This window comes from Natronospira elongata, from assembly GCF_034931365.1.
In the GTDB taxonomy this organism is placed as follows: Bacteria; Pseudomonadota; Gammaproteobacteria; order Natronospirales; family Natronospiraceae; genus Natronospira; species Natronospira elongata.
The window spans coordinates 1-19,226 of sequence record NZ_JAYGII010000036.1; the positions used below are offsets into that span (position 1 = coordinate 1).

The window sequence follows — 19,226 nt, forward strand, 5'->3', positions numbered from 1 at the left end:
AATTCTCCTGAACAACCCCGGTGAGCGCCCAATTCTCAGCGAGGGCGGCGGGAATTACAAAGATGGCTTGCGCATATCCTTTGCGAGTTGAGTAATAAGGCAGGGTGCAAATATGGGCGTGAAGAAAACGTGAAGGCTCTCACTTCCCCAACTGCTAACCACGAGCTTGCCAGCAGAGGTCATAATAACCACTGGAGGAAAACCCAAAGCCGCTCATGGGGCATCAACCGGTTCCGGGAAGAGCCCGGGTGTCAGGCGATGGGCGAGACGGGCGGGGAAGGCCAAATGCAAAGGCGCGCGGCTGCTCGTGGACGAAAGTATTCCCTGCTCAAGCAGACTGCCCGTAATGCGACGCGCCTGACGCTCACCAACTCCGAGCAAACCAGCCACATCGCCTCGTGCGAGCTCCCCACGGTAGAGCACGGCCTCCAACACCTGCTCAGATTTGGGCGGCAGAAGACCTTGGCGAACCGACTCACCAGCCCAATACAACAGACGATCCCGCAATCGCTCAGGTTGCACCAACTCTTGCATGAAACGCACTTGGTCCAGGCAAACATCCAGGAAAAACAGCGCGAAGTTTGCCAAGGCTTCTTCACTCAGATTACCTACGCCGTGCGACCGATCTGCCAATACGGCCGGATGCCGTCGTGGGGGAAGTACAGAGGCTTGATGGCGGCCTTGGGGGGGAGGCGGTCCTGTTTGAGCTCGGGGACGGGGCCGTAGCGGTCCAGGCAGGCGTGGGCGATGGGGTAGAAGCGTTCGGCGTCGAACTCGTCGGTCTGCTCGAAGGGCCAGGTCTCGCCCAGATAGGGCAGCAGCCAGCGCATGCCTTGCTTGAGGCCCTGGCCGTCCGGGCCCTCAAAGCTCCACAGGTCCTCGCCCATGGACGCCGCCGTGGTGGCGAGATTGATCCAGCACTGGAGATTGAAGCAGCAATAATGGGCGCTGATGGTGCGCGCCAGCTCATGGGGCTGGCGGCCGTCGGGCTCGAACTGATCCACCAGCCGCAGGCGGCTGTCCCGAAAGACATTGCGGGCCAGCAGGCCATCGCCCAGAAACAGCGCGATGGAGCCCACCTGCAGGTCATAGCAGGTGCCGTGGTTATTGCGGGAGCTGCGCTCGGCGCGGCCCTGCTCGCTTTCCAGCAGCCAGTCCAGGTACTCGCTCAGCCAGTCCCGGAAGGCCTCGCCCTCGGCCTTGCTCAACAAACCCTCGGCCTCGATGATCCGCACCGCGTCGAGATAGAAATACAGATCCTTCATCTCGATCACGCCGCTCTTGCTGCCCCGGTTCTGGTTATGCCCCCGCTGGACCTGGGCGTAATTGAGATGGGGGTTCATGGCGGTTTCCGGCTTCAGGAACCAGTGGCGCAGCAATTCGGCGGCATGCTCGCCATAACGGCGCTCGCCGGTCTGCAGCAGCGCCAGGGCGAGCACGAAGCTGTCATCAAACAGCCGCTGCAGGCGGGTGCGGTCATAGCGATCACTGGAGGGCTCGTAGAGACGCGTGCCCGGTACCCGCTTGCCGTCGCGGCGAACATAGGGCATGCCGGGAATGCGCAGGGGGTGGGGCCAGAAATAGGGTGCCGGATGCCAGTAGTCGTGCTTGTTGCCGCTGGGCGGCAGCTCGGTCTTGTCCACAACCGAGTAGGGCCCCCGCTCAAGGGCGGCCTCGGCATCCTGCACCAGCTGCTTTTGCAGCCCCGCATCCGCCGCCGCCAGCGCCGCACCGTCCACATGGACCGGTCGGGCCGGATCCAGCCGGGGCGCCAAAGCTGCTTCATCCAGCCGATCCAGCAGGGCGGTAATCCCGGCCACCCGGGCAACGCCCCGGCCCACGGCGGCGTTGTCCTGCTCAAGATCCGGCCGCCCGGAATTGAGCCGCGCCACCCAGCCCGCGTAGCGGAACTGCCCGGCCTGCCCGGCATAGTCCGGAATCGGGAAATCCCAGGGCTCGGCGCCCCACTCGTCCCATATCCCGGGCACCCCCATGCGCCACAGCCATTCCACCTTCGGCCGCCGCCCATAGCAGTAGCGCTCATCAAAGGTCTCGGGCGCGCGGTGATGGAAAACGATCTGGGGCTCTTCCTTGGCCTCGGGCTCAAAATCCGCCGCCAACAGGCGGGCGTTCTCGCTTACCCGCGCCATGGGCACGATGAAGTAGGGGCAGTCCGGCTCGGCCAGCACCCCCTCGCGCAGAGATTGCCAGGCGGACTCGGTGACAAAGCAGTTGCCGTCCCAGGGCAGCACCCAGCGGGCCCGGCCCCGGCCATCTTCCAGGGCCGCATTGCGCGCCCCGTTGTTGTGCATGACGTAATTGTTCTTGTGCCGATACAGCCGCGCCACCACCCGGCCCTGCTGGCCCTCGGTCAACTCCTGGTAGCGCTCACCCCAGGGCGCATACTCGGGCGGCACCCCCGCGATATCCCAGCCCAGCTCGGCATACTCTTCCACCCGGAAGGGAATCTCCATCCACGGCATGCCGTGACGCTCCAGCAGCGCCACCAGGGCCTCGCGCTCGGCCGGGTCCACGATGCGGTTGAGCACAAAGCGCTTCTCACAGCCGGCCAGCGCCGGCTCGTTCTCCAGGATAAAGGCCAGATTCTCCCGCGCCTGGCCCTTGCGATGACGCGGGGTCAGATCATTGCCGATGATCCGATACAGCACAAAGCTGTCCTTGGCAAAGCGCTCATCGCCATCGAGCGGCGCAAAACGCTCGGCCATGGCCGGTTTCGGCCCCCGGTACTCGGGAAAGCTCATCTCGACCCGCCGCGGCTGCGGACGCCCGAAGATCGCCCGCTTGAGCCAGACGGCACCGGGAATGAGGCGGATGACGGATTTAACCCAAACCCAGAGCTTAGCCATGTATTTTGCCTTTACCTGGCGAGTCCTCGCCCCGAACAACCGCATAAGGTAATCGGCGCACAATATAGTCGGCTTCCGATTCCGAGAGATACTCCTGCCAGATTCCAATGTTTTTTGCGGAGCGGCTCGGATCAAGCCCCCCCAGACTCTCTAGTTCCGGCAGGCCCACTGCACGGGAAAGAGCTTCCCTTGCCCCAACGTCCAACACAAAGGACTCGAACCTGACCAGAGCAAATTGGCCCTTGATCGATAAGCCCGACTGAGCATAGGCCCGCCTGGGAATTCGCGCTTGCCGATAGGCATCCACATACCGCTCAACTGAGATACGGCTACCCTGCCGCCTGCGTTCAGCCAAGTGATCGCGGGGGTCTCGGTGGACGCCGATGAGGAAACTCCCTGGAATCATTCCTGCCCAGCGCGGCGCGAAGCGATCCAGGCGACCGAGGTTATCCAGAAGCACAGCACGCTCACCTTGATCGATAAGACGGGCCAGCTCACTCAAGGCAGTCTCAAGGCTGGCCTCGTATCGCTTAAGCGCGCGGAAACGCCCAATGGACAGCAAGCCGGACGGGGCCTCGGCCAGCTCATTCAAGGCTCCGCGGAGAGGCCTGGAAACGCGTTTCCAATCACGCGGGTGAAGCGCCATGGATTTTAGAAAACGACGACGCTTTCTCCGGTAAAGATCACCCTGTTCCCGGGTCTCGCGCCCGTAGATCTGACCGATGGCATCGTCCCAGTCCCCACGTGACAAGGGCTTGCCTGCCCTGACTTTCCTATAAGCGCGGAGCAGGGCCTGGATAACCTTGGGCTCCGACCCTCCCGGCTGAACCACCTTTTCACTGGCCTTTAGATAGTCGACCACGGCACTTGCCCCGGACCATCCCATTCCAGAAACAAGCAGAACACTTGGCACGTTCACCGGATCTTTATCGCGCCAAGTCATCCGCCAAACTCTCCCCTACTTTCCTACCGATACGCAATGCAGCCTTGTACATGCCAGCGTTCACCTGCTTCTCGAATTTTGCGCAATCAGCCACTCGCATGACATCGTCCGGTCCAATCTCATCAGTTAGGTCTTTTCGATGTTCGCGCACTGCCGAGAGCACCTCCGTGGCAGTCTTTTTATTCAACTCCTTCTGCGCCCCTGCTCCGAAAGGCTCAATTGACCAACGCCCCCAGGCCATGACCAAGAGATTACCCTCCCTGTCTGGGGCTACATTGTTGCGATTAAGGTCGGGATTATGGAAATGTTGCGGAACCGCCCGTAGTTTTTCGCGCAATTGCTCCAACCGGCTTACCAGCAATTCAAAGTCTTGCATTTCAGCCTGGGTATCCACCGCAACCCCGACACGCTGGACGAATTCTTCGGTCAGCCGATCCGGTAGTGTCGGCCGAGAGGTCTCGAAAGCGGAAACCAGCGAGGGCTCAGGTGCGATGGACCAGAACTTGCCCAGGATGGTTGAAAATCGCTCACTCCATTCGTCTGCGGTCAAGGGGCGGCCGAGGCCGTAGTCACAGATCTGTACAGAAAACTGTCCTACCTCGTAACGGGAATAAACTTCGGGCGCCCATAGTGCGCGGCGAGAAACCTGCTCAAAAAGGTATTCCTCATGCTCCAGAAAATGGAGTTTCTTGTACGGAAAAACCTGTTGTTGGAAATACCGTTTCTTCCCGTCATCCTCGCTCTGCGGCAGGATCAGGGTAAAGGTATTCGCCCCCTTTATGGTTGAATCAACCCAGCGAGCCTCCACTTCCACCGTCTTGCCCAGGGACTGACCAAGACGCTCCCGTGCCATCGACTCACGTGCCTGCTTATGAAAAAGCTCCCGAAGCGCCTTACGCTCAACCGCCTCTGCTTTTTCTGCCTTCTCATCCCGAAACACGAGCGGGTCAATGGTACGCCGTTGCTTGATGAGATCCACCCCATCTCGAATGGCGGAGGAGGCATTTGACAATGATTGCCTCAGAACCAGCACGGACAGTATCAGGAATAGAATATTGGCCTCGTGCCCAAGCAACAGGGGCACAAGCAGAACAAAAAAACAGGTCAGAAAATTGATCGAAGCCAGCAGAGTCAGGTAATTCGAAAGCCCTTTCTGAATAAAACGAGCAAATGCGCCCGGCTCCACAGGATCGGCATGACGCAAGACAAGGGCAGTCATCAACAGCTGCGCCAGCAGCAACACAAGCAAAACAAGAAAAGCCGTCGTGGTAACCAGGGCCATGACGGCAAGGCCTGCCACGGCAAACAGGGTTCCCGCATAGACTTCCGAGAAACGGGCATAGTAGGTCTGGGCTTCCTTCCGCTGCTTACTGGCTACCGCCAGTTCATTGGCCCCCTGCAGAACCTCCATGCTTCCCGCCTCTGTCAGGCGTTTCACAGCAGCATCCAGGGCAAGGCTCAACGCATAACAAACTACCGCACCGATGGACAGACCAATGGCCCAGGCCAGTCGATCCTCCGGCTCAATAAAAAACCGGAAGTATCTGGGCACGCCCGGCGTTCCCATCAGCAAGAGGACCTTAAGGGGGATGAAAAAGGCCAGCAAATGGGTAATCTTGGAAAGGACAGAGAAGACCACTACCGCCGCAGTGGTCGCGGGCCGCACCCGGAAAAACGCAGCAACTACTCGATTGATCCAGGAAATTCCCTGGCCCGCAGATGCAAACAGTTCCATTCAGGCTTCCCCGACGTCGAAAAGGGTATTGGGCCCTCGCCCCGATCCATTTAAGCCAAGCAGACTCCGGCGCCATTGTAACGATTCAGCCACTGCCAGTGCAGCGGATTGAAGAACGCGGCACGGAAAATGCTTGAATTTCAAGGTACAATGGCCCGTTTTCGGGGCATTCGGCCAAAATTGGGCACCCAGGCTCTGCAAGGCGCGCCGAAACAGACATCTGAGGGGCAAATGTCAATCTTCTCGAAATTCCTGCGAATCCTGGCTAGCCTGATCCCGACACCACTAAAAAGGGGGGTGCGGAGGCTACTCCCATCGTCACTGGAAGGTCTGCTCAACCGCTTGCTCTACTATCGGAAACGCAAGCACAAGCGCAAGAAATCCGCGCCTGCTATCCACGATCCGGGCACCCAGAGGGCGCTTCGCGCCGATCGCCTGGAATCCAAGCTCTGGGGTGGCTACGCCAGCTACGCCGTCGAGGACCTGGAACGTCTCCGAAAGAGCACCGACGCCACCCCCGCCGAAGCGGTTCAGGCGGCCCGTGCGCTCGCCCGCTACTATGCCGCCAAGGAAGACCATGAAACCGCTGTTGAACGGCTGAGCCTGGTCCGCACCGCCAGCCCGAAGCTGGCCAGCAACCGCGGCATCCGGACCCTGGAAGTCCACTGCCTGATCGAGCTCGGCCAATTCGAGCAGGCACACTTCCTGCTCGACAAATCTGCCCGCTTCGGCAACCCAAACGATCCGGATGTCTGCGCGGGCATGGCTGGGCTCTGCCGGGCCATGGGGCAGGCGGGGGTCATGGCCCCGGCGGAAGCGAATCAGCAATGGCTTGAGTGGATGAACCGTCCCTTTCGGGCCACCGGTTTCCTGCCATTGGCCTTCCGCGAGCCCGACCGGGGCCCGGTACTCGACAACCTCACCACCGAAAGCAAGCCGGCCACACCGGCCAGCATGCCGGAGAAGGTCAGCGTATTGATGGCCGCTTTCGAGGCCGAGGATTACATCGAGACCGCCATCCGCAGCATCCTGGAGCAAAGCTGGCAGAATCTGGAGGTGGTCGTCGTCGAGGACTGTGGCAGCGACGGCACCTGGAAGCGAATCAAGGCGCTGGCGAAGCAGGACGGGCGGATCGTGCCGATCCGCCACGAGGAGAACCAGGGCGCCTACGCCGCCCGAAACACGGCCCTGCAGGCCGCCACGGGCGATCTGGTGGTGGTAAACGACAGCGACGACTGGGCACACCCTCAGAAGATCGAGGCACAAGTCACAGCCCTGCGAGAATCCCGCGATTATCTGGCCAACCTCAGCTTCCGTGTCCGCGTCTATCCGGACCTGCGCCCGCAGCCGCGCCTGGACAGCCCCCATGTGCCGGTCGTCCACAACGATTACTCGGCGCTCATGCTACCCCGAGAGCAGGTTCTCGAAATGGGCGGCTGGGACCCGGTGCGGTTCTCGGCGGACGCCGAGTTCGTGGAAAGGCTGCGGGCCAATCATGGCGCCCAGGCCATCCAGAAGATCCACAAGCAGGTGCCCCTGTCGGTCTCCCTGTACGACGGCAAGAACCTGACCGCCTCCTCGGCCACCAGCATCTGGACCAATCGCTTTGGCTCCCGCAAGGAATATATGGCAGTGGCCCAGCACTGGCATCGGGAAGAAAGGCCAACGATCGAGCGCAGTTCCCTGACCGAGCCATTCCCGGTTCCGCCCATTTGCTACCAGCCGAAGGGCACGCGGACAGCCGTCGATATCGTCCTTGCCTCGGATTTCCGCCTACCGGGAGGCACGACACACTGCAATATCGAATACATTCGTGCCTTCCGCCGCATGGGCCTGACCGTGGGTCTGCTCTCCTGGCCCCGGTACGAGCTTCACTATGAACATGACCGCAACGAGAAAATTGCGGAGCTGGTTCAGTCAGAGTCCGTGATCCCCATCGTTCACGGCGACGAAATCGATTGCGAGCTGCTGCTCATCCATCATCCGCCCGTGGCCATGTGGCAGATGGATGCCTATCCAGATATCAACGCCCGCCATGTGGCGGTCATCGCCAACCAATCCGCCCAGCGGGTCCACGGCGGCGCGAACGACATGTACGAGCCAAAGCTCGTCAACAAGCGGCTGAAGAAGCTGTTTGGTCGCCGCCCGGTCTGGATCCCCATCTCGCCGCTGATCCGGCGACTGCTGAAGGAAGACCCGGCCCGGGTGAAGCTGTCCGAAGGAGACTGGCTGCCGATGATCGACACCTCCGCCTGGTCCGCTACCCCGACCTGGCGGGGCGAGCAGCGTTCACAACCGGTGGTCGGCCGTCATTCACGCGACCAGTGGACCAAGTGGCCCGGCGACGCCGAAGACACGCGGCGTGCCTATTGTGCCGGGGAAGCGTTCCCCGTGCGCCTGCTCGGTGGCGCGGACACCGCTCTCCAGCAGCTCGGCGAACGACCCGACAACTGGACCGTTCTGCCCTTCGATGGTGTCCCGGCCACGGAATTCGTCCGCGAACTCGATTTCTTCCTCCACTTCATCCATGAGGACAGCATCGAAGCCTTCGGCCGGAACATCGTCGAGGCAATGGCAGCGGGCGTGCCGGTCATCTGCTCGCCCTCCTTCCGAGAATGCTTCGGAGATGCCGCAGTCTACGCGGAACCCGCAGAGGTCAAGCAGGTCATCGAAGCGCTCTGGAACGACAAGGAGAAATACCTGGCCCAGGCCTACGCGGGCATTGAGTTCGCCGAACGCGAATGCCGCCCCACTGCCTTCCCCGGGCGCTTCCGCCAGTTCATGACCAGCCTTGAAGGGCAGTCAAGCTCGCGCCCCATGGCCGAAACTTTGGAAGACACGGAGTAGCATTGCGTGAAAGCTGAAGGCCAGCCAAGCCCTGCTAGAAGCCTGTCGAGTCTTGATGCCGCCCTCAAGGAGGCCAAAGCGGCCAAGCGCGGAGGCCAGCCCGAACGCTATCACGAACTGGTAGAAGGACTGGCCGAATGGTTCACGCCGCAGAATACCGGTGAGTACGGTGAGGAAGCGGAAATCCACGGGGACTATCCCGGCGGCGACTATCACGGCATCCCCATGGCGGTCGGTCGTGGCAGCTTTTTCATGCGCCAGATCATCGACCGGAACCAAAAAGCCCGTTTCATCGAGAAATGCCTGCCGGCGGACGATCCGGAGGCCCGATTCTGGCTAGACTATTTTCACGGGCGTATTGCCCACCCGCACGCAGGCGCGGCAATCAACCCGCCCCTCTACCTGATCGCCCATCCGAGTTTCAGCTTTCTGCTTTTCCCCTACCTCTCCCCCGGGGCCGAGGACGAGAAAGGCCTGAAGGACCGATACCGAACCGAAGCCAAGGACATCGTCACCAGTCTGTCACGATTCAATGACGCCAACCTCGCCAACAGGAAGGCAAAAGGCCACGAACTGGAACGAACCGAGTGGCTGCGCCCGCCCGAGATCCCGAGCGAGGCGGAATTGACCGAAGCCTTCCCCGAGCTTGGACACGAAGAGCAGGCCCAGGCTATTGCGACAATCGAAACGCTGGCCACCCACTGGAAGTCCGTCAAACGCGGTCTCCAGCAACTTCCCTGGTCTGTCGCTCACCAGGATCTCGGGCCGGGCAACGTCCTGTTTCCCGGAAAGGAACACGTCCTGATTGACTGGGACAACGCCGCCATCGCGCCGTTGGGCTCGGACCTGCACACGCTGATCCGCTGGGCGCCTCACTCTCTGACACGATCCGACGACCGCATTCAGTCGCTCATCTACCGCTACCGAAAGGCGCTGGTTAACGCAGCCTGCAAGGATGAGGAGATCGAGACGGCGCTCTGGGCTCACTTCTGCGCCCGCTACCTCCGATTCACCAAGTGGCAAAGCGCCAGGCATCTGCGGACATTCCAGCTCGCTATTGAGAAGTCCGAGCGTCTGCTGGACCTGGTCGGTGCCAAAACCCCTAGCTGAGCCGAAACACCGCCTCGACCGGATAATGATAGGAGGGGTACTGACCGTTCTCGTTGACGGTCAGGATTTCTGAGTTCATCACCTCAAGTTCGCCGAAGAACAGCACCCGGTCATTTCGCTCACTGCCCTCGATGGAACCGGCCTGCTTGAAGTTATGCTGCGTGGTCACCTTTCCATGGGCATTCGGATGCACTGCCAGGTAGGCATCTTTTGGCCTCACGCCATCGACATCATCGCTAAATGGGCTACGCCCCAGAAGCAGCTTGTCCGCCTTGCTTCCCGGCTTCTTGCAGTTGGTGTCCCCCAGCAGAATGACCGGCGCCTCGGGATGCTGCCTGTCGGCGATATGGGCAAAAAGCTCCCGCAGGCATTCCGCGCGATACTCGTCATTGCGCTTGGTGTGCTGATCTCTTAGGCGAAAGTTATAGACATACACGGATTCCCCGCCGGGCTCGACCTCGTGAAAAAGCCCATAAATGAACAGTGTTCCGCCTCCACCCGGCTCGCTCCGATCAGGCGCCGGACAACGATACGCGACAGAGCCGGAATCCGATTCATCCAGCCGCCATCGGTCCTTGCGATAGAACAGGGGCGTAGAGTCGCCGCGATCCGGCCTTTTCCCATGAGCGCGGTTGATCACCCCGTAGTCCACGCCCTTCTCCCGCAGCCGACGCTCGAACCAACCGGCCGCGTCCGTCGGCTTGCCGGGGTCCAGGTAACAGTGCTGCAGCCCAAAGAAGTCATAGGCTTTCGCCGCCAGAAAGCGTGCCGTAATCTCCCGTCGCTTTTTCCAGCCCGGATCCCCTGGGCTGCCGCAAAGCACCATGTCCCCGTCCTGCTGGCGCTTCGTCGCCATGGCGCTGAAGGTGCAAACTGAAACCGTTCGTTCTTTGACCCCTTCAGGCAGATGACAGAGCTCGGGAAAGGCTTTTTCGATCTTCCGGATCGCTGCCTGGTCCGAAAAGCGCCCGTGGATACCAATATTCTGCAGAGACTCCTCAGGCCGAAAGCTTTTCAAGGTCTCCCCGGCGGTCGCCTTCCCGTCGGCCAAGGCAAGCCGCTGAATGAGCGCCTTCCGGGTCGGTTCCGATTTCACAAACTGCTCAAACCGCACCAGTTCGATCTGGTCACCAAATCGCTCCCGGGCCGCGTCAAACCGGTTCAGATCTGCTTTCAGCCGGCTGATATAGTCATCGACGCCGCGCCGCCACCCGCCACGTTCGACATGCGTCGCGTACATATCTCTCGGATCACGTGTGACGGCGACCAGCCTTGCGTGCGGGAAATACTCAAGCAGTTCGGCGTCGGAGGCCCGAATCATGCTGTCGAGCAATACCGCCCCGGCTTCCCCATCCGTACCGAGATCCAGAAGATGCTGAAACAGCGCTTCGAAGGCCGCCTGGGGAAAGGCACCGGGAGACATAGCCCGCTTCTTGACGGCAGCTACAAAGACAGAAAGATGATGCTCCAGAGACGCCAGCGCCCCTTTATCCTTGATCTGCGCGAGTAGGGACCGCTGATAGGCCTCTACTTGGTCTCTCGGCTTCCGCGCGGCCGGATCCACGCCAATCACATGCCGAAGAACAAAGGCTTCCACCAGCTCGGAGAGTTCATCACTGCCTTCCTGGCTTGCCCTAATAATCTGATCTATCGAGCACGCTGTTCCCTGGACAAACCTTGGCTTCTTCCAAAACTCGCGCGTCTGCTTGAGATCGCAGAGATAGTCATAGACCGCACTACCACCCGACCAGCGAAAGCCCGCGCAGAATACCGGCACCCTTTCAAGGCCTTGGTCTGACCCTAACGACCCCCCGGCATCGCCTGCTTTGCCCGCCAGAGCGCTGATTGTCCTGGGCAAGCCCTCACCTTCAAGCCGAGCATGAATCGAGCCAATGACCTCGGAGATCAGGGATTTCGAATCTTCAAGCCGCCCGGCGCGCAGAGTCTTCACCGCTTGCTCGACCTTATCGGCCGCTTCAGTCAGCCGCGCGTGCTGCTTGACGAACTTTCGAGCCCGCTTACCCGTCTGGGAAAGAGAAGACGACGGGATACCGAGAAGGTACTCAGCTGCTGCTTTCTGCTTGCCTTGCCAGTACAGCCCCACCCCAACAGCCTGGCGGGCCTCGACCATGTAATGACCACCGGCCGCCTCCAGGCTTCGCCCAAACTCAACGAGAGCCGCCCCGTCCTCCTTGTACTCCGCAAGCGCAATAAGCCGGACCAGATCATCAGAATCTGTGTCATGGCCGCACCCATTAAACGCTTCAATAAGCACCCCAGCGATCTGTCGCCGGGCGACTTCATTGGCCACATTCTTTCGACGAAAAGCGCGAAGAAATCGATCAGACAGCTTGCGGAGAAAAACGCCCTGCTGGTCAGGGTTAAGGATGGACAAAAAATCGTCCAGGCGATCCACGACGGACAACCAATCCTCCGCCCTGGCCTGATAGGACAAGAGACGCGCGGCAACAAGCCCCTTGGAATCGCAGACGGAGAACGCCATCTCGAGCAATGCAATCCCCGCACCTATGTCGCCGGACAGTCGCCGAGCCTTCGCTGCCGCTAGCCACACCTTGGCATTTTTTTCTGGTTCGCCGGCTTCATTCGCCCTATCGAGACATTTCTCCAGCAACTCGGCAGCCGCACCGAAATCGTCACTTGCTATGGCATCGAGGTCGCGAACATGTTGGGAAGGAACTGTTCCGGAGAGATGACTCACACCGTAGCGCGCGAGACTCTGCGCATCACGCTCGTCTCGGCCACGCTGACTGTTCAGGGACACATTCGAACGACCCACGGCAGCGCGATACAGTCTGCGCAGCCGAAAAAAGACAGGCTCGGGGAGCAACTGGCGGAGAATGCGCTTGAGTCTATTGAGCATCACATCGGGGCATCAATGCCGGGGCTTCTGAAGCAATCCCCAACCAAAACCAAACTCCGGCTTTTCACCGAGCTGGCGATAGCCGAGTTGCGGCGCAAGCAACTCATAGGTCATGCGCACGCCTTTGGCGTTTTTCTCATCATTAGATAGTTTTGCCAGCTTCGCAGGCTTGCGCTTGGCCGCAGGCGAATTGGCCAGGCACCAATCCATATCATCAAGAATCACAATCCCACCGGGCTCCAGCAGCATATCGACCAAGACGAATCCGAACCCCGTGACTTCCCAGGTGTGACCGCCGTCGATATAACAGAAGTCAAATCGCGGCCCGGCACCATCCTGGATCATACGAGTCAGCTCCCAGATATAGGATTTCTGGGCAAATATTGGCTCAACCCGGTGACTGAGGCCCATACTATCGAGCATCTGTTCAATATTGGGCTCTCTGCTCCTGGCCTTTTCCAGGTCGATGGTCGTCAAATGGCCTTCGCCAATATCCTCAAGGCAGGCGGCAATATAGGCGCTGCTCTTGCCATGGGCAAATCCCAGCTCGAGCAATCGCTGGCAACGATTTTGTCTAATGATCTCAGTCATCACGTGCGCCCGGCTCTCATTCATATGGGGCACGTCACCAAATCGCTTGCTTACCTCCGCGACACGACCCAATTGCCCGAGCTTGCGCTTAGCCTTGCTGATCCCACGGTAGGCCTCGACAGGCGAGTCAACTTCACTCTCTTTGAGTAGCTTTTCCCAGACAGATATAGCCTCCTGCCAATCCCCCTTCTCCGCAGCTGCCCTGGCGGCTTCTATCAGGCGATTTTCCTTTCTCCCAGACAAACCGGCCATACACGCACTCCCTGTAAATTGACTGGCTTAAGTAACTATTTTAACTAATCGCACAAAACCGCTGCAGGCGGCCGTTTTCTGCCATCTCATCATATATCTTGAGCTCATCGGCCGTATCGACCTCAAGCCAACCATTCTCCACTAGCGCGGCCCGGGTATCCCAGCCAGCATCAATCAGATGCTGGATGAAACTGGTCATGTACATATTGTCAAAATCCTTGCCGTCATACTCCGCATCCCGATCCATGGCCTCATAGGCGGCCTTGAAATCCGCCACACGATCCCCTCGGATACGAATCAGCCCCATATACTGGGCCTCGGCATCGGCATAGGACTGAGGCTTCTTGCCCAGCTCCACCACACGATTGCCATCCTCCATCTTGAAGGTCTCGGCATCGGACAGCGGATCATCCATGCGGGTCTCCCACAACCGGCGCCACTCCCGGTCCGCACCCAGGCAAATTTCGCCTTCGCAATCCAGTACGGCTTTCAGCACCCGGTCTTCGAAGACGATATCGCCGTAGGAAATGAGCAGATCCTCGCCCGCCTGCATGTAGTCGGCAGCACAGAACAGGGTGGCCACCATATTGGTCTGATCGTAACGGGGATTGGTCATCACAGAAACATCCGAAGCTTCGAGCTTATCCGCCTTGTAGCCACCAACCAGCGTAATATCCTCAACCCCGCCCCGGCGAAGCACCTCCAGCTGACGGTGCAACATGGGCTTACCGGCCAGAGGCACCATGCATTTCGGGCGGTCATTGGTATAAGGCCGCAAGCGGGTACCCTGCCCGGCCGCGAGAATAATGGCTTTCATCAATTCACCTCAGAAAATCGTTTGCAGTAATTCGAGATCCGCCTCAAGAAAGGGGCTCTCCCGCTCGGGATGCCACATGATGGAGGCCCAGGGGAGGCTGGTGTGACGGGCTGCCTCGATAGTGCCATCCTGGCAGCGCACGCCCAGCAACAGCGTCTCAGCCAGACCTTCCGGGGCAATGCCCCAGTCATGGAAGCTGTTGACCTCGGAATAGGCCGAGAACAAGGACTCTCCCGCAACCGGCGTGACCGAATGCCGGCTCGCCACATGCCCCTCGACGGGAACCAGGCTCCCACCGAGATAGACGTTCATCATCTGCAAGCCCCGGCAGACACCAAGTACCGGAATTTCCCGCTGCTGAGCATAGTCGAGGATTGCAGTCTCAGTAGCATCCCGCTCGGGAGCAGGCCGGGAAGCATCCGGCAAATGGGCCAGATCATTGCCGCCGGATAGAATGAAGCCATCCAGGCCCATGGCCTTCAGCCACGCACCGGGTTCACTCAGCCCATTCGGCACCGGCACCAGCAGGAAGCCAAGCTGCTCGAGTAACCCTCCCCACTGCTGATCGAGGCAATCCCGTCGCTCGCCATAGCTGCTGACGACATCAACCCGTTGTGTCACACCGATGCGCATCATTGTTTACCTGATGGGGATCAATACTGAAAGGCTAGCCATCCTTCCGGAAAATCTTGTTCTTAACCACCTCTGTATATCTTCCAGACGGTCGGACCAATCGCTCTACAATCAATTTGACCTGCTTAGCATCAATTTGCTCGTCAGTATACATCTCCGACGTTTCCGGCACTTTTTCCGGATCCAGGCTAGAACCTCTCAGACGCCACCCGTAATCATCGAAATCGAAAAAACCACCCGGTTTGAGAAGCTTGTCTGCAAGGAAAAACGTTAGAGCGTCCACTGCCCATGTATGTGCGCCATCTAGATACACGTAATCAAAAATTGGGTACGGATGATTCTCTAGCAGTTGGCCGAGTGCCCAATTATAAGAATCCAGATAACGCTGACTTGATCCAAAGCCACGCACTTTCCGGAATCCGGATTCCGCCAGGCGTTGACTGACAAAATCCACCTTTTCCTGATAATCAAACAGGTATAGCTCGCCCTTATCATTCAGTAGACGGGCAAGCTGATAGGATGTGCCGCCCTTCCAGATTCCAATCTCGGCAAATCGCAGGACGCTCTTGTCCGGCACATCCATCAGGCCACTGTGCTGCTCGATGAACTTAATCGTGGTGGAATTGAACTTCTCACCAAATTCGCCAGCAAGTATTCGCTCTGGATACCAGTTTTCCATCTGCATCCTCCGGGGATACAACAGTGGCGTTATCGAATCACCTGGATTCGGCGGTTACCCGCATCCAGCTCGAGTACCTGTGCGCCGGACAGGCTGGCATACAGAGTCTCACCCACGCCAATCGCGGCCGGCAGGCCAAACTCGGCCGAGCGAATCGCCATATGGGAGTTGGCGCCACCGTACATGGTGATCAACCCGGCAATATCCTGCCCGAAGAGCCAGTCATAGCCGGGGTCCGCCTGGGGAATCATGGCGATCTTTCCGGCCAGATCCGGCGCTTTCTGGCTGCCGGTTTCGGCAAGATCCACGCACTCGGCGGTGATCCGCCCGCTGCCGATGAAGTTGGGCTGGTTGCCGGGATACATGAAGACCTCAAGATCCCCTTCATTCAGGAGCAGCGGCGGCAGCTCGATGACACTCGCCATGTGCCGCAGACGAGCCCCGTCCTCGGCGCGGTTCTTGAGCCACTCACTGATGTTCGGCGTCACCACGCTGCCGGTACGGAGCGCAAAGAAGGCATCCAGCGGGACATTGGCCAGGGCCTCACGATCCAGACCGTGCTCCGCACCAAACTCCACCAGGCAATCCAGCGCCGCGGAAAGATTGCGAGTGAACACGAACTTGGCGTATTCCCGACCTTCAATGGCCTCACGCATGAAGCGCTCCACCGCCTCCACATCATCCGACAGGCCGGCCTCGGCCACGGCCTTGCCGAACGCACCTCTGGCCTCGCGCCAGGCGGTATCATCGCCATGCTCTGGTGCCCGCCCCTTAGCCCGTTCCACAATGGGCCGTAGATAATGCTCCGGGTCCTCGTGGTAGCTAGGCGAGGTGGCATCGTAGGTACCAGGGCGCAGATGCCCGTAGCGGGCCACGAAATCCTGCAATTCCATCCGTCCCTCGGCCGTGGCCGCCGCATCGCTCGTAAACTGGTGGGTCACGGTACGAATGGAGTTCAGGAAGGCATCCATGGCGGCCTTGTCCATCACGCCTGTTTCGACTGCCGTTTTCAGCAGAGTGACCGCCACAAAGGCGCTGCGAGCCAGATGCGAGAAGGCGAGCGTCCCGTAGCGACGGCAGTCCTCCAACAGCACCGCCGCCCGCTCCAGAGGCGGCATCTCCACCGCCATGATCCGGTCAAATCGCGCCTCCAGCTCATCCACCGAGGCCAGATCAAGCGGATTACGCTCCAGCGCCTTGCGAGTTATTTCCTTAAGCGCATCACGCAACTTGGCGATTTCCTGCTCGGAGAACCCGCCTTCCTCAGACAGGCGCTTCTCCCAGCGCTCGAAATTTAGCCCAAAGCAGGTTGGGACAACGTCAAACTCCACCTTGTCGTGAAGGTGCGGATTGGCCTCAAGCCAGGACAGATAAAAATCCACCAAGCGACCGGCGAGCTCATCATCCAGCGCCGCCGGGACGAAAGAGTTAAAACTGGCCCGGATATCCACATACGGGTGGCCGGCAAAGGCCACCAACAGCGGATTAGGTCGCACATCGCGATAGCCATACTCCGCCCGCTGGGTTGCCCATACCTCATCCATAATGAGATAGCGGTAGAGCGTCATCGCCAGCCGACCCGGCTTGGTTCCAATAATCTCGGCCGGATTCCAATCAGGCATCACGCCAAAGAAGGCCCGACTGCCGACAACAAAAGGCGAAGGCGTCTGCAAGGCTCGAAAACGCTCACTGGCGGTCTCAACCAGCGCGCTCACATCCTCGTCAGAAACCTCCCATTGCTCGTGGTCCACCGCAATCGGGCGCACCTGCAGGATATGTACGGTCCCGCCATCACTGACCGCGAATTCAATATCGAGCGAGTCAAAATCCAGCAGCTGCTCGATCTCCCGCATGGCCGGCAACAGCCCGCGAACGTTCTCCGGAATCCGCTGCTCTACTCCGTTCGCACTCCGATGGATAACCAGCGTCTTGTGCTCCCGGCTCGCTCCGCTGGTAATGGATTCTGTACTACGAGTCACATCGTCATAATTGACCACGTAGTAGGGCGCGCCACAGGCAAGCGTCCGCGTAAAGGCCACACCACTGGCCACCACTTCGCCCACCATAGGCTGAACCAGCACCTGGTTCGCAGGATTACCATCCGGATAGGAGGCCACGACCTGCTCAATAGCCTCCCTGAGCGCACCAGCGTCGCTGCTCTCGACATTCAACACACTGGTATAGGCACCGGCATTCGCAGAAGCAAAACCATCCTCGGACAAGGCACTGCTGCGAACAACCAGCTTTTGACCATCAAAGGCAGTAGCAATACGTCGGAACACGTCAGCAGCATCCGCTTCCCAACGCGCGACGGTAAAGCTAACCTGGTCTTCAATCCGACTCTTCTTGACCAAACCCTGCAACCGCTGCAGGGTCTGAGCCTTCGTGCCCAACACAAAATGCGCTAGGTCGCGGCTTTCGTTGAGCTCCGCCCAATCGCCAGCGACATCCACTGCCTCGACTGAATACCCTCGGGTACGCAACAGCTCAATCAGCTGGGATAGGTTCGCCCGACGAAGACGGGCCGACAGATCAACAGCCTCACGTTTGAGAAACTCCGCAACCGGCCCAGACAAACGCGCAAGGCCAACAAATTCGGCATCAGCCAGATCTGGATCGATATCCGCCCCGAGGCGCGTCACTCGACCCTCGTGGACGTTCACCTTCTCACAGCGGGCCAGATCCTCATCCGTTCGCCCCTCGAAACGGGCGCGCCAGTGCGTATCTAACGCGACAACGATATCCGCGTCGCTCTCAGATAATTCCCGAACCGCGGTGTCATGGAAAAGAATATCGGTGTAGGAGACATAGTGATCGACGCCATCGCCGAGAGGCGCCGCAAGTAGGGAAGCGGCCGCACCGGTATCTTCCCACTCGGGATTGACAACATAATGGAAATCCGGATAACGCCGCGCAATTTCCTCAATCTGATACCCGCCGACAAAATGGATTTCGGGCCGGATTTTACCGACCGCGTGCAACAGCCAATCGAGTACTCTTCCCTCACCAGCGGCACCCCGCAGCGCTGAATGCCGCTTGCCGCGAAACGGCCTACCGGCACCGAGGACTATTAACTTCGGCAATCCTGACGCCAAACGAGTACTCTGACCCTCGTCCACACCAACTGTCGACTTTCGATTCATTTTGTAATTGCACACCTTAGAGTAACGAAACCACGCTAACGAGAATATACTCCGACCAACAAATCGTCGCTTACCTTTTCGCAGAAAAATCCGTGCCACCCCACCTGACGTTAATTATACTCTACTGACCCACAATCTCTTATTCCAAGACCATCTACGATGATGCATTACGCAATCAGGGCATTCAGCTACAAATCACTGCCTCATCTCGAGATCAACTGAGAAGACTACACAGACACTTCACGATTTACCTCGTGCCTCACCTCATCACAATTCAACCAAACAAGTCCGGCTGCAAGACGGAGAAGGTTTTTAGCATCTTTACTAGATTCTATGTAATCCACCCCCCCCAATAAAACGGAAGTAATAGCTTCTCGATCAAGCACATCCCACACATCATGGTCGGCTCTCATGCCAGAGACGTAATACTCGACAAGACGCATTGTATCCGGTAAGCGCTGCCAGAAATACGGCTTGCCAAGCTGCCTTAGCCTTCGGGCGAACTGTTCATCCTGATACGGAAGCAACTCTTGCGCTTCCGACAGCACCTTTCTGGATCTGGGCTTGATTATTTCAGCGACTAACCTCTCCCCTGGCCTTGCTTTACCGAATTTTACATACTCCTTATACTCATCAACATTAGCAAAGAATCTACGCGACCAGACCTTTCCAGCCATTGGCTCCAAGTCGAACTCTTTACCCGCAAGCGCCTCAATCAACTTAAACGC

Annotated in this window: 12 protein-coding genes; 2 read left to right on the forward strand and 10 right to left on the reverse strand. The window is 59.0% G+C overall.

All coding sequences use genetic code 11. The features are described from left to right. Window positions 1–608 precede the first annotated feature (608 nt). The 3 genes from VCB98_RS11780 to VCB98_RS11790 form a co-directional block, all read right to left on the reverse strand. Window positions 609–2,867: an alginate lyase family protein gene (locus VCB98_RS11780; protein WP_346052772.1), complete on the reverse strand. Its 2,259-nt coding sequence runs from the start codon at window positions 2,865–2,867 to the stop codon at window positions 609–611. Next, window positions 2,860–3,729 (reverse strand): hypothetical protein, encoded by an 870-nt coding sequence (locus VCB98_RS11785; RefSeq protein ID WP_346052774.1) that lies wholly within the window; start codon window positions 3,727–3,729, stop codon window positions 2,860–2,862. The genes VCB98_RS11780 and VCB98_RS11785 overlap by 8 nt, the downstream gene beginning before the upstream one ends. Window positions 3,730–3,793: 64 nt before the next feature. After that, entirely contained in the window at window positions 3,794–5,545 is a 1,752-nt protein-coding gene (locus VCB98_RS11790) for a hypothetical protein (RefSeq protein WP_346052776.1), read from the reverse strand. Window positions 5,546–5,842: 297 nt separating this feature from the next. On the opposite strand from VCB98_RS11790, the gene VCB98_RS11795 reads away from it, so the two are divergent. Together VCB98_RS11795 and VCB98_RS11800 are read left to right on the forward strand one after the other, a co-directional pair. Next, window positions 5,843–8,392, forward strand: coding sequence for a glycosyltransferase (locus tag VCB98_RS11795; protein WP_346052778.1), 2,550 nt, complete (start codon window positions 5,843–5,845; stop codon window positions 8,390–8,392). Between the two features lie 6 nt (window positions 8,393–8,398). Beyond that, on the forward strand, window positions 8,399–9,502 hold the full coding sequence (locus VCB98_RS11800; RefSeq protein WP_346052779.1) for a phosphotransferase: 1,104 nt from the start codon (window positions 8,399–8,401) through the stop codon (window positions 9,500–9,502). On the opposite strand, the gene VCB98_RS11805 is transcribed toward VCB98_RS11800, so the two are convergent. The 7 genes from VCB98_RS11805 to VCB98_RS11835 all read right to left on the reverse strand — a co-directional run. After that, a complete protein-coding gene (locus VCB98_RS11805; protein ID WP_346052781.1) occupies window positions 9,495–12,383 on the reverse strand; it encodes a hypothetical protein in 2,889 nt (962 codons plus the stop codon). The genes VCB98_RS11800 and VCB98_RS11805 overlap by 8 nt on opposite strands. A 12-nt stretch (window positions 12,384–12,395) precedes the next feature. Then, window positions 12,396–13,226, reverse strand: coding sequence for a class I SAM-dependent methyltransferase (locus VCB98_RS11810; RefSeq protein ID WP_346052783.1), 831 nt, complete (start codon window positions 13,224–13,226; stop codon window positions 12,396–12,398). Window positions 13,227–13,266: 40 nt separating this feature from the next. Continuing rightward, the gene (locus tag VCB98_RS11815; protein ID WP_346052785.1) at window positions 13,267–14,043 is read right to left on the reverse strand and encodes a phosphocholine cytidylyltransferase family protein; all 777 of its coding nucleotides are present in this window, start codon (window positions 14,041–14,043) and stop codon (window positions 13,267–13,269) included. A gap of 9 nt (window positions 14,044–14,052) precedes the next feature. Further along, window positions 14,053–14,679: a gamma-glutamyl-gamma-aminobutyrate hydrolase family protein gene (locus tag VCB98_RS11820; protein ID WP_346052787.1), complete on the reverse strand. Its 627-nt coding sequence runs from the start codon at window positions 14,677–14,679 to the stop codon at window positions 14,053–14,055. A 31-nt stretch (window positions 14,680–14,710) separates the two neighbouring features. After that, the gene (locus VCB98_RS11825; protein WP_346052790.1) at window positions 14,711–15,355 is read right to left on the reverse strand and encodes a class I SAM-dependent methyltransferase; all 645 of its coding nucleotides are present in this window, start codon (window positions 15,353–15,355) and stop codon (window positions 14,711–14,713) included. Between the two features lie 29 nt (window positions 15,356–15,384). Continuing rightward, window positions 15,385–18,336 carry a PEP/pyruvate-binding domain-containing protein gene (locus tag VCB98_RS11830; protein ID WP_346052792.1) on the reverse strand — a complete coding sequence of 984 codons (2,952 nt, stop codon included), beginning with the start codon at window positions 18,334–18,336 and terminating at the stop codon, window positions 15,385–15,387. 389 nt (window positions 18,337–18,725) lie between these two features. Continuing rightward, the coding region (locus VCB98_RS11835; protein ID WP_346052794.1) for a hypothetical protein at window positions 18,726–19,226 on the reverse strand (501 nt) is incomplete at its 5' end.

Excerpts from the sequence above, each read along its gene's own strand:
- VCB98_RS11825 (WP_346052790.1), bottom strand. The coding sequence starts at position 15,355 with ATGGAAAACTGGTATCCAGAGCGAATACTTGCTGGCGAATTTGGTGAG.
- VCB98_RS11790 (WP_346052776.1), bottom strand. The coding sequence starts at position 5,545 with ATGGAACTGTTTGCATCTGCGGGCCAGGGAATTTCCTGGATCAATCGA.
- VCB98_RS11820 (WP_346052787.1), bottom strand. The coding sequence starts at position 14,679 with ATGATGCGCATCGGTGTGACACAACGGGTTGATGTCGTCAGCAGCTAT.
- VCB98_RS11810 (WP_346052783.1), bottom strand. The coding sequence starts at position 13,226 with ATGGCCGGTTTGTCTGGGAGAAAGGAAAATCGCCTGATAGAAGCCGCC.
- VCB98_RS11780 (WP_346052772.1), bottom strand. The coding sequence starts at position 2,867 with ATGGCTAAGCTCTGGGTTTGGGTTAAATCCGTCATCCGCCTCATTCCC.
- VCB98_RS11815 (WP_346052785.1), bottom strand. The coding sequence starts at position 14,043 with ATGAAAGCCATTATTCTCGCGGCCGGGCAGGGTACCCGCTTGCGGCCT.
- VCB98_RS11805 (WP_346052781.1), bottom strand. The coding sequence starts at position 12,383 with ATGCTCAATAGACTCAAGCGCATTCTCCGCCAGTTGCTCCCCGAGCCT.